Consider the following 17372-nt stretch of genomic DNA (forward strand, 5'->3'; position numbering starts at 1 on the left):
CTTTCCGTCCTTGCTTTCTTACATGTTGCGGCGGTACTGGCCGCCGACTTCGAACAGGGCCGTGGTGATCTGGCCCAGGGAACACACGCGCACGGCGTCCACCAGCACCTCGAACACGTTGCGGTCCTCGATGACCGCCTGCTGCAGCCGCTGCAGCATGGCGGGCGCGTGGGCGGCGTTGCGCGCGTGGAAATCGCGCAGGCGCTGCAGCTGGCCCTGCTTCTCCTCCTCGGTGGAGCGGGCCAGTTCCAGCTTGTCCGGGGTGGGGTCCCCGTGCGGATTGCGGAAGGTGTTGACGCCGATGATGGGCAGCTCGCCGGTGTGCTTGAGCATCTCGTAGTGCATGCTCTCGTCCTGGATGCGGCCGCGCTGGTAGCCGGTCTCCATCGCGCCCAGCACGCCGCCGCGCTCGGCGATGCGCTCGAACTCCGCCAGCACCGCCTCCTCGACCAGCTCGGTCAGCTCCTCGATCACGAACGCGCCCTGGTTGGGGTTCTCGTTCTTCGCCAGTCCCCACTCGCGGTTGATGATCAGCTGGATCGCCATCGCGCGCCGCACGCTCTCCTCGGTGGGCGTGGTGATCGCCTCGTCGTAGGCGTTGGTGTGCAGCGAGTTGCAGTTGTCGTAGATCGCGATCAGCGCCTGCAGCGTGGTGCGGATGTCGTTGAAGGCGATCTCCTGCGCGTGCAGCGAGCGGCCGGAGGTCTGGATGTGGTACTTGAGCTTCTGGCTGCGCTCGTTGGCGCCGTACTTCTCCTTCATCGCCACCGCCCAGATGCGCCGCGCCACGCGGCCCAGCACCGTGTACTCCGGGTCCATGCCGTTGGAGAAGAAGAAGGACAGGTTGGGCGCGAAATCGTCGACGTGCATCCCGCGCGCGAGATAGGCCTCGACGAAGGTGAAGCCGTTGGACAGCGTGAAGGCCAGCTGCGAGATCGGGTTGGCGCCCGCCTCGGCGATGTGGTAGCCCGAGATCGACACCGAGTAGAAGTTGCGCACGTCGTGGTGCACGAAGTACTGGGCGATGTCGCCCATGACCTTGAGCGAGAACTCGGTGGAGAAGATGCAGGTGTTCTGGCCCTGGTCTTCCTTGAGGATGTCGGCCTGCACCGTGCCGCGCACGTTGGCCAGCACCCATTCGCGGATCTTGGCGGCCTCCGTGTCCGTGGGATCGCGGCCGTTGTCGGCCCTGAACTTTTCGATGTTCTGGTCGATCGCGGTGTTCATGAACATCGCCAGGATGGTCGGTGCCGGCCCGTTGATGGTCATCGACACGGAGGTGGCGGGGTCGCACAGGTCGAAGCCCGAGTACAGCACCTTCATGTCGTCCAGCGTGGCGATGGACACGCCGGAGTTGCCCACCTTGCCGTAGATGTCGGGCCGTGGGTCCGGGTCGTTGCCGTACAGCGTGACCGAGTCGAAGGCGGTGGACAGGCGCTTGGCCGGCATGCCGGCGGACAGCAGCTTGAAGCGCTTGTTGGTGCGGAAGGCATCGCCTTCCCCCGCGAACATGCGGGTGGGGTCCTCGTTCTCGCGCTTGAAGGCGAACACGCCGGCGGTGTACGGGTAGCTGCCGGGCACGTTCTCCAGCATCAGCCAGCGCAGGATCTCGCCGTGGTCCTCGTAAGGCGGCAGGCTCACCTTGCGCACCGTGGTGCCCGACAGCGACTGGTAGGTGAGCTTCGTGCGGATCTCCCGGTCGCGGATCTTCACCACGTACTCGTCGCCCGCGTAGGCCTTCTGCATGTCGGGCCACTGCTTGAGCAGGTGCAAGGTGTCCTTGTCCATGCGGGTGAGGCGCTGCGCCGCCAGGTCCAGGGCGGCTTCGGCCGCCGGTGCGCGGTCCGGCTTGTCCACCTTGAGCATGCGCGCCGCTTCCTTGAGCTGCTGGATCTCGCGCGCGAGCCGCACCTGCTCGCGCACGCGCTTCTTGTAGCCGCGCACCGTCTCCGAAATGTCCGCCAGGTAACGGGTGCGCGCCGGCGGCACCACGGGGGACTGGTTGGTGCTGTGGCGCACGTTCGCGGCCGGCAGGCGGCCGTCCTGCAGGGGCAGGCCCAGTTGCGCCAGGCGGGGCTTGAGCGCCTGGTACAGCGCCGTCACGCCGTCGTCGTTGAAGCGTGCGGCCATGGTGCCGAACACCGGCATCTCCTCCGGACGCTTGCCGAAGGCTTCGCGGTTGCGCTGCACCTGCTTGGCCACGTCGCGCAGCGCATCGGCCGCGCCCTTGCGGTCGAACTTGTTGATCGCCACGAACTCGGCGAAGTCCAGCATGTCGATCTTCTCCAGCTGGCTGGCGGCGCCGAACTCCGGCGTCATCACGTACAGCGGGACGTCCACGTGCGGCACGATGGCCGCATCGCCCTGGCCGATGCCCGAGGTTTCGACGAGCACGAGATCGAAGCCGGCCGCCTTGCAGGCCGCGATGACGTCGCCCAGGGCCCCGGAGATCTCGCTGCCGAAGTCGCGGGTGGCGAGCGAGCGCATGAAGACGCGGGGGCCCTGCTGCCACGGCCCGATCGCGTTCATCCGGATGCGGTCGCCGAGCAGGGCGCCGCCGCTCTTGCGGCGCGACGGATCGATGGAGATCACCGCCACGCGCAGGCGGTCGTCCTGGTCCAGGCGCAGCCGGCGGATGAGTTCGTCGGTGAGCGAGGACTTGCCGGCGCCGCCGGTGCCCGTGATGCCCAGCACCGGCACCGGCCGCTGCTGCGCGGCCTGGCGCAGGTCCTGCAGCAGCTTGCCGTCGGCGCTGCCGTTCTCCAGCGCCGTCACCAGCTGCGCGAGCGCCCGCCAGGCCTGCTGGGTGTGGCCCTGCAGGGCGGCCAGCTCGCGCGGGGCGTGCTGCGACAGGTCGTGGTCGGCCCGCATGACCATCTCGCCGATCATTCCCGCCAGGCCCATGCGCTGGCCGTCCTCGGGGCTGTAGATGCGGGCGACGCCGTAGTCCTGCAGCTCGCGGATTTCCGCCGGCACGATCACGCCGCCGCCGCCGCCGAAGACCTGGATGTGGGCGCCGCCGCGCTCGCGCAGCAGGTCCACCATGTACCTGAAGTACTCGACGTGGCCGCCCTGGTAGGAGCTGACCGCGATGCCCTGCACGTCCTCCTGCAGGGCGGCCGTCACGACCTCGTCCACGCTGCGGTTGTGCCCGAGGTGGATCACCTCGGCGCCCATGCCTTGCAGGATGCGCCGCATGATGTTGATGGCGGCGTCGTGGCCGTCGAACAGCGCGGCGGCCGTGACGAAGCGCACCTTGTTGGTGGGGCGGTAGCTGGCGAGCGCCTTGAATTCGGCGGACAGGTCGGTCATGCGGGGGGCTCCAGGGGAGCCGACACCTTAATTGACGTTTACGTCAACGTCAATGAAACCCCCGCATTTGACCGCAGCCGCGCCGGGGCCGGCCCCTCCTCGGGGAGGGGGGCGGCCGTCGCGGCGGCGCCCTGGAACGCCGTCAGTGGTACAGGTAGTTCGGCAGCCAGAGCGTCAGCTGCGGCCAGATGTACATCAGGACCATGCAGACGATCACGATCGCCATGTACGGCATCATCCCCGCGAAGATCTGGTTGATCGTCACGTGCGGCGGCGAGACGCCCTTGAGGTAGAAGGCCGACATGGCCACCGGCGGCGAGAGGAAGGCCGCCTGCAGGTTCACGAACACGAGCACGCCCCACAGCATCGGGTCGATGTGGAAGTGCTGCAGCAGCGGCAGGAAGATGGGCACGAAGATCACGATGATCTCGGTCCACTCCAGCGGCCAGCCGAGCACGAAGATGATCGCCTGCGACACCAGCAGGAACTGGATGGGGCTGAGGTCCATGCTCAGCACCCAGCGTTCCACCAGCGCCTGGCCGCCGAGAAGGGCGAACACGGCGGAGAAGATGGCAGAACCGATGAACAGCCAGCAGACCATGGCGGTGGTCTTGGCGGTCAGGAACACCGCTTCCTTGATGCGCTTCCAGTTCAGCGTGCGCGCCTGCCAGGCCATCAGGAAGGCCCCCGCGGCGCCGACGCCCGCCGATTCCGTGGCCGTCGTGATGCCGAACAGGATCACCGCCAGGACCACGAAGGTCAGGATGGCCAGCGGCATCACCGAGGATGTGAGCATGCGCAGCATTTCGAACTGCTCGGCGTCGAAGCGCCAGTAGTACCAGAGCAGCAGCAAGCCGATCGCGGCGGACACGAGCCAGAAGCCGATGTAGAAGGCGGGCGGCACGCCCGCCGCCTCGACCTCGCCTTGCGGCACGTCCAGCCGCTGCAGGCCGCCGGCGTCGCCAGCCTGTTGCTCGTCGGGCACCGCCCCGGGCGGCTCCTGCAGGGCGCCGGAGCCGGAAGGCGCAGTCGTGCCTGCCGCACCTGGTGGCTCCGCCAGCGTCGCTGCCGCAGGCTCGCCCTGTCCGATCGACGACGCTGCGCCCTCCGTGACCCCGGGCGGTTCCTGCAGCCCGCCGCCGGCGGGCACGGGGCCGGGCACGCTCTCCCCGACGCCCACGCTCGCCACTTGCGCGTCCGCCGGCTGGGTCGCGGTGACCGCCGGGCGATCGACCTTCTGGGAATGGATCACCACGTACCACCAGGTGGTGCCGAGCGTGACGAGGGCCAGCAGCAGCGGCACGCTGGCGATGCCCAGGCCGCGCAGGACCTGGCGGGCGCCGATCGGGGGCGCAATGCTGACGGTGGCCGCGCCGCCTGCGGCCGGAAGCGCCAGTGCCTTGCGGGGCGCAAGCAGCGCGCCGAAGAACGCAGGAATCATGCGGCGCGAATACGTGCGCGACAAGGTCGCGAGCCATTCGGGGATGGGCACGACCAGCTGTTCGGGCGGCAGCCTCGGCGCGATCTTCGGATTGATCAGCACCCAGCCGATCACGTAGACCAGGTACAGCAGCGCAAGGAAGAAGCCGGGGAACATCGCTGCGGCATACAGCTTGACCACCGACTGGCCCGCCACCGCCGCGTACACGATGATCATCACCGAGGGAGGGATCAGGATGCCCAGCGTGCCGCCGGCCGTGATCACGCCCGAGGCGAGCCGCACGTCGTAGCCGGCGTTGAGCATGGGCCGCATGGCGATCACGCCCATCAGCACCACGACCGCGCCGACCAGGCCGGAGGCGATGCCCCAGAAGGTGCAGATGATCAGCGTGGTGACGGCGAGCGAACCGGGCAGGCGACGGAATGCCAGTTGCACGCTGTGGAACATCTTGTCCACGAGCGCGCCGCGCTCCATGACGTAACCCATCAGCACGAACAATGGAATGCACAGCAAGGTGTCGTTGTTCATCGCCCCGAAGGCGCGCTGCACCATCAGCGTGAACACCTGGTTGTTCCAGAAGTGGACGTTGGGGTCGTAGAAGGCGACCCAGCCGAACATGATGCCCAGGCCCATCAGCGTGAACGCCGTCGGGAAGCCCATCATGATCACGACGACGATGAGCACCAGCATCGTCAGCCCGAGTGCGGGGTCGCTCATTCCTGCTCCATGCGCTGGCGCGCCGCGTCTTCGATGTTCTTGGCCCGGGCGATCGCGTCGCGACGCGCCTCGTCGTCCACGTAGGTGCTGCCCGCGAGCTGCTGCTCCACGACGTCGATCTCGTGCGCGTCGTCCAGGCGCGGCGTCCATTCACCGGTTTTCAGGCACACGATGCAGCGCAGGATCTCCGAGAGCCCCTGCACCAGCACGGCCGCCCCCGCCAGCGGGATGAAGAACTTGAAGGGGTAGATCGGCAGCGGCGTCGCGTTGAACGTGGTCTCGTGGATCGCCAGCGACTCCCGGAAGTACACCCATCCCGCCCAGGTGAGCGCCACCACGCCCGGCAGGAAGAACACGATGAACAGCACCAGGTCGAGCGAGGCCTGGCGCCGCGGCTTCATGCTGCCGTAGAGGAAGTCGCCCCGCACGTGGGCGTCCTGGGCGAGTGCGTAGGCGCCCGACATCATGAACAGGGTCCCGTACAGCATGTTGCTCACGTCGAACACCCAGGCCGTGGGCATGTTGAGGATGTAGCGCTTGAAGACTTCGACGCACACCAGCAGCATCAGCGCCACGATCAGCCAGGCGAAGGCCTTGCCGATCCAGGTGCTGACGCTTTCCACTCCGTGCAGCAGGTTCTCGATCGTCATGTGTTGTATGGATGTTGATCGGACCAGGGGCCGGGGTCCAGGACCCAGGGATCGGTCTTCCCTGGGCCCCGGGCCCCGGGCCCCGGGCCCCAGCCCCTGGCCCTGGCCCTGAGGAGCGCGTCAGCGCGTCAGGCCTTCTTCGTGGTCTTGGCGAAGTAGCGGTTCCACGCCATCTTGAAATCGACCTCGTAGTCGAACTGCCACTGGCCGGCGCGCTCGGCAAAGGCCTTCTGCGAGTCGAGCACGCGCTTGAAGAACGGGTTGTCGGTCGACTTCTTGGCCACCACGCGGTCCCAGGCGTCCAGCTGGGCGCGCAGGATCGTATCCGGCGTCTTGTAGAACGCGATCTTGTCCTTGGTCTTGAGCTCGATGTAGTCCTTGGAATTGCGGTCGATCGACTTCCACGCGAAGTCCGCGGAGGCGGCCTGCACCGCGTAATCGATGATGGACTTCAGTTCCGGCGCCAGCCCGTTGTACTTGGCCTTGTTGAACAGCACCTCGAACTGCTCGCCGCTCTGGTGGAAGCTTTGCAGCATGCAGTTCTTCGCGACGTCGGGAAAGCCCAGCGCCTTGTCGGAGGAGGCGTTGTTGAATTCCGCCGCCTCGATCAGGCCGCGGTCCAGCGCCGGCACGATCTCGCTGCCGGGCAGCGGATTCACCGCCAGCCCGAGGTCGCTGAACATGTCGACCGCGAGGCCCACGGTGCGGAATTTCAGGCCCTTGAGCTGCGCCACGTTCGACACCGGCTTCTTGAACCAGCCGAGCGGCTGCGTCTGCATGGGTCCGTACAGGTAGGACACGACGTCCATGTTGATGGACTTGTAGATCTCCTCGAGCAGCGCCTTGCCGCCGCCGTAGTAGTGCCAGGCCAGTACGATGTTCGGGTTCATGCCGAAGGCCGGGCCCGAACCCCATAGCGCCAGCGCGGAGTTCTTGCCGTAGTGGTAGGCCACCACGCCGTGGCCGCCATCGAGCGTGCCTTTGTTGACCGCCTCGAGCAGTTGAAAGGCCGGCACGACCGCGCCCGAGGGCAGCACCTCGATCTTCAGACGATTGCCCGCCATGTCGTTCACCTTCTTGGCGAAGTCCAGCGCGAACTCGTGGAAGATGTCCTTCGCGGGCCAGGTGCTCTGGAAGCGGAACGAGGTCGTCTGGGCGACGGCCACCATCGGTGCGGCCATCGCGCCCGCTGCAACGGCTGCTCCCTTGAGCAGTCCGCGGCGACGCGTGTTCTGGGTGTCGGTCATGCTTGTCTCCTTGCGTTGGAATGGTCGGCAGGCGATCATTGATTCCGCTCTGTACAGGGGGTAATAGGGTTTACGCGGAGCGCGTAGCGGCAAGCGACAGTCATTCCTGACGAACACCTGTCGACCCGCATCCCCTCATGCATTACCAGGAGACACCAACGATGGACAGACGTCATTTCTTCCAGGGCTCGGCCGCGGCCGCAGCGGCCGGCCTCGCGGGCTGTGCGAGCACGGGTGCCACCATGGGCGCCGGCGGCGGCAAGCCGCTGTTCCCGATCGCCGATACCTACATTCCCGTCGCGGGTTCGAGCGACATGTACCCGGTGCGTCGCATCTACTGCATAGGCCGCAACTACGCCGCCCATGCGCGCGAGATGGGTTCGGACCCCAACCGCGAGCCGCCTTTCTTCTTCCAGAAGCCGACCGATGCGATCCAGAACGTGACGCCGGGCCAGGTCGCCGACCATCCTTACCCCACGCTCACCAGGAATTACCACTACGAGGTGGAGCTCGTCGCGGCGCTCGGCAAGGGCGGTCGCAACATTCCGGTGGCCACCGCGCTCGAGCATGTGTGGGGTTACACGCTCGGCCTGGACATGACCCGGCGTGACCTGCAGCGCGCCATGGGCGAGGAGAAGAAGCCCTGGGAGATCGGCAAGAGCTTCGACCACTCCGCGCCCATCGGGCCGCTGTTCCCGGCCGCGCAGATCGGCCACTTCACGCAGGGCGCGATCTGGCTGAAGGTGAACGGGCAGACCAAGCAGAACGCCAACCTGAACCAGATGATCTGGTCGGTGGCCGAGCAGATCAGCAAGCTGTCGGAAGCCAACGAGCTCTACCCCGGCGACATCATCTACTCGGGCACGCCCGAGAACGTCGGCCCCGTGGTGCGTGGCGACGTGATCGAGATCCACATCGACAAGCTGCCCAACCTGCAGGTGCGCATCGTCTGAGGCCTGGCGCTGCCGCGCAGGCTCCCGGGCGGCGGGTGGCAAAATCCTTGCCATGACCGCCGCCGCTTCCTCCCCGCCCGACCGCGACCAGCCCCGGCCCGCCGAGGGCTACGCGGGCGACGTCACGCCCGAGCTCGCCTTCCGCTGGTGGCAGGCCGGCGAAGCCGTGCTCGTGGACGTGCGCAGCGATGCGGAGCGCGAGTGGGTGGGCTTCGTGCCCGGTGCCGTCGCGCTCGCCTGGAAGCAATGGCCGGGCATGGAGATCGACCCCGCCTTCGCCGACAAGCTGCGCGCGGCCGTCCCCGAGGGTGGGAAGGCCGTGCTCCTGTGCCGTAGCGGCGTGCGTTCGATCGCCGCCGCCAGGCGCGCAGCCGAGGTCGGCATCGAGGCGTACAACATCCTGGAAGGCTTCGAAGGCGGCACCGACGCCGAGGGGCATCGCGGCCGCACCGGCGGCTGGCGCCTGCGCGGCCTGCCCTGGCGCCAGAACTGAAGCCGGCTTCCTCCTCCCAACAGCAACAAGGACTTCCATGGCAGTCAACCTGAGCGCGCCGCGCGCGGACTCGCTGCACGCCGTTCCCGGCGTGCGCATCGGGGTCGCCGAGGCGGGCATCCGCAAGGCCAACCGCAAGGACCTCGTGACCTTCCTCTTCGACGAGGGCACCGCCGTCGGCGGCGTGTTCACGCGCAACCGTTTCTGCGCGGCGCCGGTGCAGGTGTGCCGCGAACACCTGGCGCGCGGCGACATCCGCGCCATGGTGATCAACACCGGCAATGCGAACGCGGGCACCGGCGAGGACGGCCTGGTGCGCGCGCGCGCCACCTGCATCGCCGCGGCGCGCCTGCTGGAGCTGGCGCCCGAACAGGTGCTGCCTTTCTCCACCGGCGTGATCATGGAGCCGCTGCCGCTGGACCGCATCGAGAAAGGCCTGCCGGCCGCGTTCGCCGATGCGAAGCCGGAGCACTGGCTGAAGGCGGCCGAAGGCATCATGACCACCGACACGCTGCCCAAGGCCTTCAGCCGCCAGGTGCAGATCGAGGGCGCCACCGTCACCGTCACCGGCATCAGCAAGGGCGCCGGCATGATCCGCCCGAACATGGCCACCATGCTGGGCTTCCTGGCCACCGACGCACAGGTCGACCCGCGCCTGCTGCCGGAGCTCGCCTTCGAACTGGCCGAGGGTTCCTTCAACCGCGCGACGGTGGACGGCGACACCTCCACCAACGATTCCTTCGTGGTGATCGCGACCAACAAGGCGCGCCATCCGGTGATCGGTTCGCTTCACACGCCGGCCGGGCAGGTGCTGCAGGCCGCCATGCTGGAGGTTGCGCGCCTGCTCGCGCAGGCCATCGTGCGCGACGGCGAGGGCGCCACCAAGTTCATCACCGTGCGCGTCGAAGGCGGCAAGACCTCCGCCGAGTGCCGCCAGGTCGCGTATGCCATCGCCCATTCGCCGCTGGTGAAGACTGCCTTCTTCGCGAGCGATCCCAACCTGGGCCGCATCCTCGCGGCCGTCGGCTATGCGGGTATCGAGGACCTCGACCAGGGCGGCATCGAGCTGTACCTGGACGAAGTGCACGTCGCCACCCGCGGCGGCCGCAACCCGGCCTACCGCGAGGAGGACGGCCAGCGCGTGATGAAGCAGGCCGAGATCACCGTGCGCGTGGACCTGGGCCGCGGCACCGCCGCCGACCAGGTGTGGACCTGTGACTTCAGCCACGACTACGTGAGCATCAACGCAGACTACCGCTCATGACGCAAAACTTCGACGCGCTGATCTCGCGCGCCATGCAGTTGCTCGACCGCCTCGAGGCCGTCCTGCCGCAGCCCTTGTCCGCTCCCGACTGGAGCAAGGCGATCGCCTGGCGCTACCGCAAGCGCTCAAGCGGGCACGGCGTGCTGGAGCCGGTGAAGCACGTGGCCGCGATCCGGCTGGACGACCTGAAGGAGATCGATCCGCAGAAGGAGAAGATCCAGCGCAACACCGAGCAGTTCGTGCAGGGCCATCCGGCCAACAACGTGCTGCTCACGGGCGCGCGCGGCACGGGCAAGTCCTCGCTGGTGAAGGCCTGCCTGAACGAATATGCGCCGCAGGGCCTGCGCCTGATCGAGATCGACAAGGGCGACATGGTGGACCTGCCCGACGTGGTCGACATCGTCGCGGGGCGCCCGGAGAAGTTCATGGTGTTCTGCGACGACCTGTCCTTCGAGGAGGGCGAGCCCGGGTACAAGGCGCTGAAGTCCATCCTGGACGGCTCGGTGGCTGCGTCCACGCCCAACGTGCTGATCTACGCGACCAGCAACCGGCGCCACCTCCTGCCGGAGTACATGAAGGAGAACCTGACCTACACCCATACCGACGATGGCGAGGTCCATCCGGGCGAGGTGGTGGAGGAGAAGATCTCGCTGTCCGAGCGCTTCGGCCTGTGGGTGAGCTTCTATCCCTTCAGCCAGGACGAGTACCTGCACATCACGGCGACCTGGCTGGAGCACTTCGGCGTGCCGCAGCCGGAGATCGAAGCGGCGCGTCCGCAGGCGCTGGTGTGGGCGCTGGAGCGCGCCTCGCGCAGCGGCCGGGTGGCCTACCAGTTCGCCCGCGACTACGCGGGGCGGCACCACGCGTGAGCACGGGCATCCTGGTCGCCGATGGCGACCGTCCGCGCGAGGGCGGGCCGGACCGCAAGGAGGTCGAGGTCGCGGTGGGCGTGCTGCTGCGCGCGGACGGGGCCTTCCTCCTGACCTCGCGCCCGCCCGGCAAGGTCTACGAAGGCTACTGGGAATTCCCCGGCGGCAAGGTGGAGCCCGGCGAGACCGTCGAACAGGCCTTGCGCCGCGAACTCCAGGAGGAGATCGGCGTCACCATCGGCCCGGCGCATCCCTGGCGCGTCGAGCGCGTCGACTACCCGCACGCGCTGGTGCGGCTGAGTTTCTGCAAGGTCCACGAATGGACCGGCACGCTGCACATGCACGAAGGCCAGCAGTTCGCCTGGCAGCAGCTGCCCGTCACGGTGCAACCGGTCCTGCCGGGGACGGTGCCGGTGCTGCGGTGGTTCGCGCAGGAACGGGGCTTCGCAGGCGCCACGCACGCCTGAAGACAAGCTCCTATTGCTCCTTGGGATCCCCGAACGGCACGTCGTCGGGTGGCGTTTCGTCCGGGACGCGGAAGGTTTCGCTGGCCCAGGCGCCGAAGTCCAGGTTCTTGCAGCGTTCGCTGCAGAAGGGCCGGTAGGGATTGCTCGGCGCGTACACGCTGTCGCCGCCACAGGCAGGGCAGCGCACGAGGCGGGGCTTCTCGGGGCGGGTGGCCATCGCGGAAATCAGGCGCAGAGCGTGAGTTCGAAGGGCGTGTTGTCCGTGCTGGCCTGCATCTTGTCGGCTTCCTGGCGCATCAGGCGCACCGAGACGATCAGGCGGTTGCCGCTGATTTCCGGCACCAGGCCCAGCGTCGGGTCGATGCGCAGGCGCAGCAGCTGGAAGGTCTTGCCCTGGGGCAGGGTCTGCTGCAGCTGGCCGCCGGAGGCGATCACCTTCTGCGGGGCGCCCGTGTCGCGCAGCAGGCGCAGCAGCAGGTGGATGGATTCGGCCAGCGGCGCCAGGGTGTTCGCCCAGCGCTCGAGGTCGGCGCGGCGGTCCTCGGCGGGGTGGTGCTGCCAGGCGTAGTAGCCGGGCAGGTCGAACTCGCAGGTGCCGCCGGGGATGCCGGCGCGGCTGCGGATGCTCATGAGCCACTCGTTCTCGGTCAGCGGCTGGCCGGCCTTGCCCGGCGTGCCGTTGACCTCGCGAAAGCACCCTTCCAGCTGGGCGATCACGCCGTCGAGCACCTTTTCCGAGATGGCCGGGTTGCCGCGGTAGCCGTTGAGCGCCTGCTTCTGGCGCTCCAGGTCCTTGAGCACGTCGGACTTCAGGTCCGCGCGTGCGGCGACGTCCATCACTTCGAAGATGGTGGCGAGCGCGTAATGGTGGTCCAGCGGGTGGCTGCGTGGGATCAGCTCGCCCAGGCGGCGGAACAGGTGTTCCAGCCGCAGGTAGGTCCGGATGCGTTCGTTGAAGGGGTATTCGTAGAGGATCACCGGCGGGCGTGAACTGCGGGGGGCATTCGGCAGGGCGCCATCATAGCCCGAAGGTGCGCGCCGCCTGTTCCACTTCGTTCCGCAGCGCTTGCAGCGTCAGACCCTCGTTGCAGATCACGAGGTCGGCGGCGGCGAGCCGCAGGGCCCGCGGGGCCTGCGCCGCGATGATCGCGCGCACCTCTTCGGCGGCGAGGCCGCTGCGCGCCGTGACGCGCGCCACCTGCGTCTCGGGCTCGCAGTCCACCACCAGCACGCGATCGAGCTGGGGGCGCCAGCGCCCGGACTCCACCAGCAGGGGAATGTCGAAGACGATGCAGCGCGCTCCGGCCGCCAAGGCGGCCTCGACCTGCCGCGCGATCTCCGCGCCCACCAGCGGATGGATGATCTGCTCCAGCTCCCGCCGCGCTTGCGGGTGGGCATAGGCGCGCTCCCGCATGCGGACGCGGTCGAGCGCGCCGTCCGCACCCACGAATTCGGGGCCGAAGCCCTGGCGGATCAGCGGGATGGCCGCGCCGCCGGCTGCGGTGGTCGCACGCGAGATCGCGTCGGCGTCGATGGCGGCCGCGCCCAGCTCCTGCAGCATCGCGAGCACCGTGCTCTTGCCGCTGCCGATGCCGCCGGTGAGGCCGATGCGCGCGGCCATGGCCAGGGCCTCCTCAGCGCACGCCGAAGGGGAAGGCGAAGGGCAGCAGCAGGGGCACTGCCGCCGGGCTCAGCGCCAGCGATAGCAGGCCGGCGCCGGCGAGGTAGGGGCCGAAGGGCATGGGGATGTCCTTGTTGGCCAGCCGGCCCACGAACAGCAGCAGGATGCCGATGACGGCGCCGACGATGGAGGACATCAGGATGATGGCCACGAGATAGGGCGCGCCCAGCCAGGCACCGAGGGCGGCGAGCAGCTTGAAGTCGCCATAGCCCATGCCTTCCTTGCCGGTGGCCAGCTTGAACAGCTGGAAGATCAGCCAGAAGATGCCGTAGCCCAGCGCTGCGCCCCAGACGGCGGACGCCAGCGGCACGGTCCAGCCCATCGCAGCGGTGAGCAGGCCAAGCCAGAGCAGGGCGTAGTTCAGGTCGTCCGGCAGGATCTGGGTGTCCATGTCGATCAGGAACAGGCAGATCAGCAGCGACGCGAACGTCGCCCAGGCGGCCGCCTGCAGGCCCAGGCCCCAGCGCCAGCCGCACAGGAGGAAGAAGGCGCCGGTGACCAGTTCCACCACCGGGTAGCGCAGGCTGATGCCGGCCTTGCACGACGAACAGCGGCCGCGCAGCGCGAGCCAGCTCAGGACCGGGATGTTCTCGTACCAGCGGATCTGGTGGCCGCAGTGCGGGCAGCGCGAGCGCGGCACCACCAGGTTGAAGGGCTCCTCCTCCTTGGCCGGCTGGCCCTGGAAGTCCGCGCACTCGGCGGCCCACTGCCGCTCCAGCATCTTCGGCAGGCGGTAGACGACGACGTTGAGGAAGCTGCCGACCAGCAGGCCGAAGACGGCGGCGATGATGGCCGCCTCGAGACCGGGATCCAGCAACATCAGACGACCGAGCCGAGCTTGAAGATGGGCAGGTACATGGAGACCACGATGCCGCCGATGACCGTGCCCAGCACCACGATGATGATCGGCTCCATCAGGCTCGACAGGCCGGCCACCATGTCGTCGACTTCGGCCTCGTAGAAGTCCGCCGCCTTGCCCAGCATGTGGTCGATCGAGCCGGACTCCTCGCCGATGGCGCACATCTGCAGCACCATGGACGGGAAGACGTTGGCATTGGTCATCGCCGCGGTCAGGCTGGTGCCGGTGGACACCTCCTGCTGGATCTTCTGCGTGGCCAGCTCGTACACGGAGTTGCCGGAGGCGCCGCCCACGGAGTCGAGCGCTTCCACCAGCGGCACGCCGGCGGCGAACATGGTGGACAGGGTGCGCGTCCAGCGGGCGATGACCGACTTGTAGACCAGGTTGCCGAACAGCGGCAGCTTGAGCATGAGGCGGTCCATGAACTGCTGGACCTTCTCGTTGCGCTTCCAGGCCTGGATGAAGAAGTAGAGCGCGCCGCCGATGCCGCCGAAGATGGCCCACCAGTACTTGACGAAGAACTCGCTGACGGCGATCACGAACAGCGTGGGCGCCGGCAGGTCGGCGCCGAAGGAGGTGAACACCTCCTTGAACGCCGGGATCACGAAGATCATGATCACCGAGACCACGACGAAGGCCACGACCAGCACCGCGATCGGGTACATCAGCGCCGACTTGATCTTGGACTTGATCGCCTCGGTCTTCTCCATGTAGACCGCCAGGCGGTCGAGCAGGCTTTCCAGGATACCCGCCGCTTCGCCGGCCTCCACCAGGTTGCAGTAGAGGTTGTCGAAGTACATGGGGTACTTGCGGAAGGCGGCGGACAGCGAGGTGCCGGTCTCGACGTCGGTGCGGATGTCGTTGAGCAGCTTGGTCACGCTGGCGTTCGCGTTGCCGCGGCCCACGATGTCGAAGGACTGCAGCAGGGGCACGCCGGCCTTCATCATGGTGGCGAGCTGCCGCGTGAAGATCGCGATGTCCTTCGGCTTGATCTTGGAGCCGGAGCGCATGCGGCGCTTCTTGATCTTGCTCGGCGACACGCCCTGGCGCCGCAGCGACGCCATGACCTGGTTCTCGCCGGCGGCGCGCGTTTCCCCGCGCACCTGCTTGCCGTTGCGGTCGCGGCCCTCCCACTCGAAGACGAATTCGGTGACCTTAGCTGCTACGGTGGCCATCTGCGCTCCTCTGACTTTCGCTGTTCTCGGTGTTATTCATTGGTGACGGCGAGCACTTCCTCGAGGGAAGTCAGGCCCAGCCGCACCTTGTGCAGGCCCGATTCGCGCAGGCTGCGCACGCCCTCCTTGCGCGCCTGTTCCGCGATCTCGAGCGCGCTGCCGTCGGCCAGGATGATGCGCTGCATGTCCTCGCCGACGGGCATCACCTGGTAGATGCCCACCCGTCCCTTGTAGCCGTTGTTGCAGGCCGAGCAGCCCACCGGCTGGTAGGGCGTCCACGTGCCGTCGACGTCCTCTTCCTTGAAGCCCGCCTCGATCAGGTTCTCGTAGGGGATGTCCAGCGGCTTCTTGCACTGGCCGCACAGGCGCCGCGCCAGGCGCTGGGCCGTGATCAGGATCACCGAGGACGCGATGTTGAAGGGCGCGATGCCCATGTTGCGCATCCGGGTCAGCGTGGTCGGGGCGTCGTTGGTGTGCAGCGTGGACATCACCAGGTGGCCGGTCTGGGCGGCCTTGATGGCGATGTCGGCGGTTTCCAGGTCGCGGATTTCGCCGACCATGATGATGTCCGGATCCTGGCGCAGGAAGGACTTCAGCGCCGCCGCGAAGGTCAGGCCCGCCTTGTCGTTGACGTTCACCTGGTTGACGCCGGGCAGGTTGATTTCCGCCGGGTCTTCCGCCGTGGAGATGTTCACGCCCGGCTTGTTCAGCAGGTTCAGGCAGGTGTACAGCGACACCGTCTTGCCGGAGCCCGTGGGGCCGGTCACCAGGATCATGCCGTAGGGGCGGCCGATGGCGTCCATCAGGCGCGCCTTCTCTTCCGGCTCGTAGCCCAGCGCGTCGATGCCCAGGCGGGCGGAGCTCGGGTCCAGGATACGGATCACGATCTTCTCGCCGAAGAGCGTGGGCAGGGTGGACACCCGGAAGTCGATCACGCGGTCGGCGCTGATCTTCAGCTTCATCCGGCCGTCCTGGGGCACCCGCTTCTCGGAGATGTCCATGCGGGAGATCACCTTGATGCGGGAGGCGAGCTTGTCCTTGATCGCCACCGGCGGCGAGGCGATCTCGCGCAGCTCGCCGTCGATGCGGAAGCGCACGCGGTACTGGTGCTCGTAGGGCTCGAAGTGCAGGTCGGAGGCGCGGGCGCCGATGGCGTCCAGCAGCATCTTGTGCAGGAACTTGACGACCGGCGCGTCGTCGACGTCGGAGGTCGCACCCGAGTCCTCGTCGCCGCCGGCCGACGTGTCCATGCTGGACTCGTCGAACTCGAAGTCCTCGCCGATGATGCTGTCCATGGCCTCGGTGGTCGAGGTCCCGATGGTCTCCACCATCTTGGTCAGCTTGTCGTACTCCGCGATGATCCAGTCCACGCCCATCTGGGTGGCGAACTTGATCTTCTCGGCGGCAGCCTGGTCGGAGGGATCGGCCGTGGCGCAGATCAGGCGGTTGTTGCGCCGGGAGAGCACGACGATGCGGAAGTCCTGGCAGATCTTTCCGTCCAGCAGGCCCTTGGGCAGCCGGTTCGTGTCCAGCGCGTCGAGGTCCAGCACCGGCGCTCCGAACGCGGCGCCCATGGTGTGCGCCAGGTCGGCGGGCGACACGGCGCCGGAGCCGGTCAGCTCCGCGATGAAGCTGGTGCGCTTGGACTGGGCCTTGCGGTAGGTTTCCTCGGCCGCCTTCTGGCCGAGCTTGCCCGCGGAAACCAGCGCGCGGCCAAGGCCAGGCAGGGCGACGGAGGCTTCGGTGATGGGGTCGACGGCGGCCATGGAAGAAACGTTGGGGCGGCCCGGGGCGTGCTCGGGCAGAGGGAAATCGGTGTCCGATCATCCCGAAAAGCCGAGTTGGTGTAAATGCGCACGCCGTTTGCAAAGCCCCGGCGTTGGTAGGAAGTCACGGCTCGCCCACCATCCAGCCCGTTTGCAATGGCTTGTTAACGTCAGCGGGACTCAACGGTCGCCGCGCGAGGATGGACGGCCTGCGAGGCCCCGGCCTGGCCTCAGCTCTCGTCCATCAGCAGCAAGGACTCGATGGCGCGCTGCGCTTCGGCGACCGCGCCGACGATCTTGCGCTTGTTCGCCCCGCGGCGGCCGCCCGCGGAGAGGCTGTCCCGCCCCCGCAGCAATTCCTTTTCGCCCAGCGCGATCGTGAAACGGCCATGGTCGTCCGCGACGATGCGGTACGTGAGTTGCTGCCCGGCCTTGCGGGTGTAATCGACCGTGTGCATGGCGGGACGATGAGGTTCCG

16 protein-coding genes are annotated in these 17372 nt (G+C 67.8%); 5 read left to right on the top strand and 11 right to left on the bottom strand.

Features of this window, described 5'->3' with window-relative positions:
* Positions 1–18 precede the first annotated feature (18 nt).
* The 4 genes from icmF to AC3EGR_RS16430 form a co-directional block, all read right to left on the bottom strand.
* Complete coding sequence (gene icmF, locus AC3EGR_RS16415; protein ID WP_488547579.1) at positions 19–3312, bottom strand: fused isobutyryl-CoA mutase/GTPase IcmF; 3294 nt, start codon at positions 3310–3312, stop codon at positions 19–21.
* A 142-nt stretch (positions 3313–3454) separates the two neighbouring features.
* On the bottom strand, positions 3455–5470 hold the full coding sequence (locus AC3EGR_RS16420) for a TRAP transporter large permease (protein WP_488547580.1): 2016 nt from the start codon (positions 5468–5470) through the stop codon (positions 3455–3457).
* Positions 5467–6120, bottom strand: coding sequence for a TRAP transporter small permease subunit (locus AC3EGR_RS16425; protein ID WP_488547581.1), 654 nt, complete (start codon positions 6118–6120; stop codon positions 5467–5469). The genes AC3EGR_RS16420 and AC3EGR_RS16425 overlap by 4 nt, the downstream gene beginning before the upstream one ends.
* A 128-nt stretch (positions 6121–6248) precedes the next feature.
* A complete protein-coding gene (locus AC3EGR_RS16430) occupies positions 6249–7367 on the bottom strand; it encodes a TRAP transporter substrate-binding protein (RefSeq protein ID WP_488547582.1) in 1119 nt (372 codons plus the stop codon).
* A 161-nt stretch (positions 7368–7528) separates the two neighbouring features.
* Here AC3EGR_RS16430 and AC3EGR_RS16435 point away from each other — a divergent pair, with 161 nt between their 5' ends.
* From AC3EGR_RS16435 to AC3EGR_RS16455, 5 genes are read left to right on the top strand one after another with little or no spacing between them, the layout of a single operon-like run.
* Positions 7529–8320: a fumarylacetoacetate hydrolase family protein gene (locus AC3EGR_RS16435; RefSeq protein WP_488547583.1), complete on the top strand. Its 792-nt coding sequence runs from the start codon at positions 7529–7531 to the stop codon at positions 8318–8320.
* Between the two features lie 52 nt (positions 8321–8372).
* Positions 8373–8813 carry a rhodanese-like domain-containing protein gene (locus tag AC3EGR_RS16440; RefSeq protein WP_488547584.1) on the top strand — a complete coding sequence of 147 codons (441 nt, stop codon included), beginning with the start codon at positions 8373–8375 and terminating at the stop codon, positions 8811–8813.
* A 37-nt stretch (positions 8814–8850) separates the two neighbouring features.
* Complete coding sequence (gene argJ / locus AC3EGR_RS16445) at positions 8851–10077, top strand: bifunctional glutamate N-acetyltransferase/amino-acid acetyltransferase ArgJ (protein ID WP_488547585.1); 1227 nt, start codon at positions 8851–8853, stop codon at positions 10075–10077.
* Positions 10074–10946, top strand: coding sequence for an ATP-binding protein (locus tag AC3EGR_RS16450; RefSeq protein ID WP_488547586.1), 873 nt, complete (start codon positions 10074–10076; stop codon positions 10944–10946). The genes argJ and AC3EGR_RS16450 overlap by 4 nt, the downstream gene beginning before the upstream one ends.
* Positions 10943–11413 (top strand): NUDIX domain-containing protein, encoded by a 471-nt coding sequence (locus AC3EGR_RS16455; protein ID WP_488547587.1) that lies wholly within the window; start codon positions 10943–10945, stop codon positions 11411–11413. The genes AC3EGR_RS16450 and AC3EGR_RS16455 overlap by 4 nt, the downstream gene beginning before the upstream one ends.
* Before the next feature lie 10 nt (positions 11414–11423).
* On the opposite strand, the gene AC3EGR_RS16460 is transcribed toward AC3EGR_RS16455, so the two are convergent.
* The 7 genes from AC3EGR_RS16460 to AC3EGR_RS16490 form a co-directional block, all read right to left on the bottom strand.
* Positions 11424–11630, bottom strand: a complete 207-nt coding sequence (locus AC3EGR_RS16460) for a DNA gyrase inhibitor YacG (protein ID WP_488547588.1) — start codon at positions 11628–11630, stop codon at positions 11424–11426.
* Between the two features lie 8 nt (positions 11631–11638).
* On the bottom strand, positions 11639–12391 hold the full coding sequence (gene zapD, locus AC3EGR_RS16465; protein ID WP_488547589.1) for a cell division protein ZapD: 753 nt from the start codon (positions 12389–12391) through the stop codon (positions 11639–11641).
* A 40-nt stretch (positions 12392–12431) separates the two neighbouring features.
* The gene (gene coaE, locus AC3EGR_RS16470) at positions 12432–13034 is read right to left on the bottom strand and encodes a dephospho-CoA kinase (protein ID WP_488547590.1); all 603 of its coding nucleotides are present in this window, start codon (positions 13032–13034) and stop codon (positions 12432–12434) included.
* Between the two features lie 13 nt (positions 13035–13047).
* On the bottom strand, positions 13048–13914 hold the full coding sequence (locus tag AC3EGR_RS16475; protein ID WP_488547591.1) for a prepilin peptidase: 867 nt from the start codon (positions 13912–13914) through the stop codon (positions 13048–13050).
* Complete coding sequence (locus tag AC3EGR_RS16480; protein ID WP_488547592.1) at positions 13914–15128, bottom strand: type II secretion system F family protein; 1215 nt, start codon at positions 15126–15128, stop codon at positions 13914–13916. The genes AC3EGR_RS16475 and AC3EGR_RS16480 overlap by 1 nt, the downstream gene beginning before the upstream one ends.
* A gap of 32 nt (positions 15129–15160) precedes the next feature.
* Entirely contained in the window at positions 15161–16894 is a 1734-nt protein-coding gene (gene pilB, locus AC3EGR_RS16485) for a type IV-A pilus assembly ATPase PilB (RefSeq protein WP_488547593.1), read from the bottom strand.
* 230 nt (positions 16895–17124) lie between these two features.
* Positions 17125–17352, bottom strand: a complete 228-nt coding sequence (locus AC3EGR_RS16490) for a hypothetical protein (protein WP_488547594.1) — start codon at positions 17350–17352, stop codon at positions 17125–17127.
* Positions 17353–17372: the final 20 nt, after the last annotated feature.

This window comes from Ramlibacter sp. G4-7, assembly GCF_057784995.1.

Coding starts and splice junctions, on each gene's coding strand:
- icmF (WP_488547579.1), bottom strand. CDS start 3,312: ATGACCGACCTGTCCGCCGAATTCAAGGCGCTCGCCAGCTACCGCCCC.
- AC3EGR_RS16420 (WP_488547580.1), bottom strand. CDS start 5,470: ATGAGCGACCCCGCACTCGGGCTGACGATGCTGGTGCTCATCGTCGTC.
- AC3EGR_RS16425 (WP_488547581.1), bottom strand. CDS start 6,120: ATGACGATCGAGAACCTGCTGCACGGAGTGGAAAGCGTCAGCACCTGG.
- AC3EGR_RS16430 (WP_488547582.1), bottom strand. CDS start 7,367: ATGACCGACACCCAGAACACGCGTCGCCGCGGACTGCTCAAGGGAGCA.
- AC3EGR_RS16435 (WP_488547583.1), top strand. CDS start 7,529: ATGGACAGACGTCATTTCTTCCAGGGCTCGGCCGCGGCCGCAGCGGCC.
- AC3EGR_RS16440 (WP_488547584.1), top strand. CDS start 8,373: ATGACCGCCGCCGCTTCCTCCCCGCCCGACCGCGACCAGCCCCGGCCC.
- argJ (WP_488547585.1), top strand. CDS start 8,851: ATGGCAGTCAACCTGAGCGCGCCGCGCGCGGACTCGCTGCACGCCGTT.
- AC3EGR_RS16450 (WP_488547586.1), top strand. CDS start 10,074: ATGACGCAAAACTTCGACGCGCTGATCTCGCGCGCCATGCAGTTGCTC.
- AC3EGR_RS16460 (WP_488547588.1), bottom strand. CDS start 11,630: ATGGCCACCCGCCCCGAGAAGCCCCGCCTCGTGCGCTGCCCTGCCTGT.
- coaE (WP_488547590.1), bottom strand. CDS start 13,034: ATGGCCGCGCGCATCGGCCTCACCGGCGGCATCGGCAGCGGCAAGAGC.
- AC3EGR_RS16475 (WP_488547591.1), bottom strand. CDS start 13,914: ATGTTGCTGGATCCCGGTCTCGAGGCGGCCATCATCGCCGCCGTCTTC.
- AC3EGR_RS16480 (WP_488547592.1), bottom strand. CDS start 15,128: ATGGCCACCGTAGCAGCTAAGGTCACCGAATTCGTCTTCGAGTGGGAG.
- pilB (WP_488547593.1), bottom strand. CDS start 16,894: ATGGCCGCCGTCGACCCCATCACCGAAGCCTCCGTCGCCCTGCCTGGC.
- AC3EGR_RS16490 (WP_488547594.1), bottom strand. CDS start 17,352: ATGCACACGGTCGATTACACCCGCAAGGCCGGGCAGCAACTCACGTAC.